Source organism: Thermogutta sp., from assembly GCF_014359955.1.
Classification (GTDB): domain Bacteria; phylum Planctomycetota; class Planctomycetia; order Pirellulales; family Thermoguttaceae; genus Thermogutta.
On sequence record NZ_JACIYL010000734.1, the window covers coordinates 1 to 2,223 of the forward strand.

At 59.2% G+C, this 2,223-nt stretch carries 4 protein-coding genes; 1 reads left to right on the forward strand and 3 read right to left on the reverse strand.

Translation table 11 applies throughout. The annotated features are described in order from the left end of the window. Positions 1-503, forward strand: a 503-nt coding sequence (locus tag H5U08_RS16420; RefSeq protein ID WP_297035517.1) for a hypothetical protein, incomplete at its 5' end; no start/stop codon positions are given. Positions 504-556: 53 nt separating this feature from the next. Here the strand turns inward: H5U08_RS16420 and yacG are convergent. The 3 genes from yacG to H5U08_RS16435 form a co-directional block, all read right to left on the reverse strand. Continuing rightward, the gene (gene yacG, locus H5U08_RS16425) at positions 557-754 is read right to left on the reverse strand and encodes a DNA gyrase inhibitor YacG (RefSeq protein WP_297035520.1); all 198 of its coding nucleotides are present in this window, start codon (positions 752-754) and stop codon (positions 557-559) included. A 57-nt stretch (positions 755-811) separates the two neighbouring features. Continuing rightward, complete coding sequence (locus tag H5U08_RS16430; RefSeq protein ID WP_297035523.1) at positions 812-1,546, reverse strand: SDR family oxidoreductase; 735 nt, start codon at positions 1,544-1,546, stop codon at positions 812-814. Between the two features lie 80 nt (positions 1,547-1,626). Then, entirely contained in the window at positions 1,627-1,758 is a 132-nt protein-coding gene (locus tag H5U08_RS16435; protein ID WP_297035526.1) for a hypothetical protein, read from the reverse strand. Positions 1,759-2,223: the final 465 nt, after the last annotated feature.

Below are 2,223 nucleotides of genomic sequence, written 5' to 3' on the forward strand. Positions count from 1 at the left end.
TTGCCATCCGTTATGGTCCGCATATTGTGCTGGGCGGCCTGTTCGCGCTCCAGGCGGTAGGTGTGGTGTCGTTCAGACCAGTCTGGTTGAGTTACTACAACCTGCTGGTCGGCGGTCTGGCTGGTGCTGAGCGGCTGGGATTTGAGGTCAATTACTGGGGCGACGCCCTCACGGAACCGCTGCTGGCTGCTGCCGCCCACCGCGCCGACAAAGGAGAAACGCTCGTGTTTGGGCCGAGTTTGGCTCCCTATCAGGCAGCCGGAATCCTGCTCGGCTCACCTTCCCTGGCGGAGAAAGAGATTGTCGTGGTAGGCTGGCCAGCAGGGGCGAAGACACCACCCAAAAATGCCAGGTGGATGGTTATGTACCACCGCCGAGCAGATCTTGATCAAATTCCCGAGGAAATTCGAGAACAGCCGGTCGTCAGCGAGTTTACTTGCCAGGGTGTTTGGCTGGCGAGACTCATTCAACTTCCGGTGCCAGCCAACGAGACCTCACCGTAAACCCTCGCGGCCACCGTGGCAGAACCGGGCTGCCGAGAGCCTTAACTCTTGCCCTATTCCTCGTCTTCCGGGACTTTCCACTCATCTTCCTCGTCTTCGTCGGCATCGCGTGGCATCGGCAATCCGTACTCCTCATCCAGCCAGCGGCGGAGGTCGATAAGCTTGCAGCGGCGGCTGCAAAACGGCATGGCATCCGTGGTTTCCGGATCGAATTGTTTGCCGCAAATAGGGCACCTCAAAGTTGCCATCATTGTTCAGACCGCACCGGTTTAGGGAGCTCTCCACTTTCTTCAGTGAAACCACGCGGGTTACGCATAGGCCTGGTACAGCGGGGTCAGGACCACCTCCCAAACATGGGCCCGCGGCGGCAGACGAACAATGGTGAGCACCACCTGGGCCACATCTTCCGGCTGCAACATGCGACGGCGCTGTTCCTCGGGAACTGGCGTCGGGCGCTGTTCCAGAATGGGCGTGTTGACTTCCCCCGGATAGATGTTCGTAATCCGAATGCCGTTGTGTCGTTCCTCCAGTCCTGCAGCCATGCCTAATGCCGTCATTGCAAATTTGCCCGCACAATAGGCAGGACCGGCCAGTTCCAAGGCCCGCTTTCCCGCGATGGAGGAAATGTTGATGATCAGTCCATCTCCCTGCTCGCGCATTATCGGCAGAACCGCGTGCATGCAGTTGAATGTCCCGGTTGCATGAACGGCGAGAATGCGATCCCAATCCTCTGGAGAAAGGACCGCCATGCTTCGGTTGACGACATTAATCCCTGCCGAATTGACGAGGACCTTGGGGGCCCCCAGTTGCTCGCGGATGGCGGAAAACGTCGCGTTGACCCTTTGTCGATCGACCACGTCACACGGAAATGCCGTCAATCGATCGGCAAACCGGGAATTCTTGACAGCACTTTCCAGCCGAGCGGGATTCCGGCCCAGAATGGCCACTCGAAAGCCCTCCCCAGCCAGGCCTTCCGCAATGGCCAGACCAATTCCGCTTCCACCACCTGTGACTACGGCCACCGAATCGACGCTGTTTGCCATGAGACTGCTCTTCCTCAATAGAACCTACCAACGTCGCTGTGACGCCCTTCTGCCACCGCCTCAGCTTTCCTATTTCTCATTTACCCCGAGATGGGCGGCCGCGCCAATTCGGAGCCGTCTGAATTCTGAATATTGCGAGCAATTCCTTCCTCCAGGAAGTAGCGGATCGCGCCTGGCGGTTTTTCGGCGGCTTCAGCATGTTCCCCTGCCACCTCCTCAGTTTTCCTCTGGTAATGGGACGCGGACGTTCACACTGGTTGGCGTCGGTTCGACGCCCCGGAGGGACCTGCTTGTCAGGTCCGATGACCACCGATTGATCATCCATCCCTCCTCACCGGGTACGACAAGTGTGTCCCCCCGACCTTTTCCGGAGGGACGTGCTTGTCACGTCCGCTTTTCAGCGTTCGATTATCCATTGCGTGTCCTCGGGCACGACCAGCGTGCCCCTCCGAGGTTGACCGGACGCCGTGAAAGGTGTCCCTCCAACAGCTCCGGGTTCCACGCCGACCGAGCTTCCCGATTGCGTCTGAATCATGCGAGGGACCGGCGGGCCCGGTTCCACCCAGGCCACGCCACTGGTGAGGCCGATTCATGAATTGGCCCTACAACTGTCTGCTCGGGGCATGTCATGGTTTTTTGCGGAAGTGGGGATGGCTCAGCGTGTTCCTCGAGTGACG

Coding starts and splice junctions, on each gene's coding strand:
- yacG (WP_297035520.1), bottom strand. CDS start 754: ATGATGGCAACTTTGAGGTGCCCTATTTGCGGCAAACAATTCGATCCG.
- H5U08_RS16430 (WP_297035523.1), bottom strand. CDS start 1,546: ATGGCAAACAGCGTCGATTCGGTGGCCGTAGTCACAGGTGGTGGAAGC.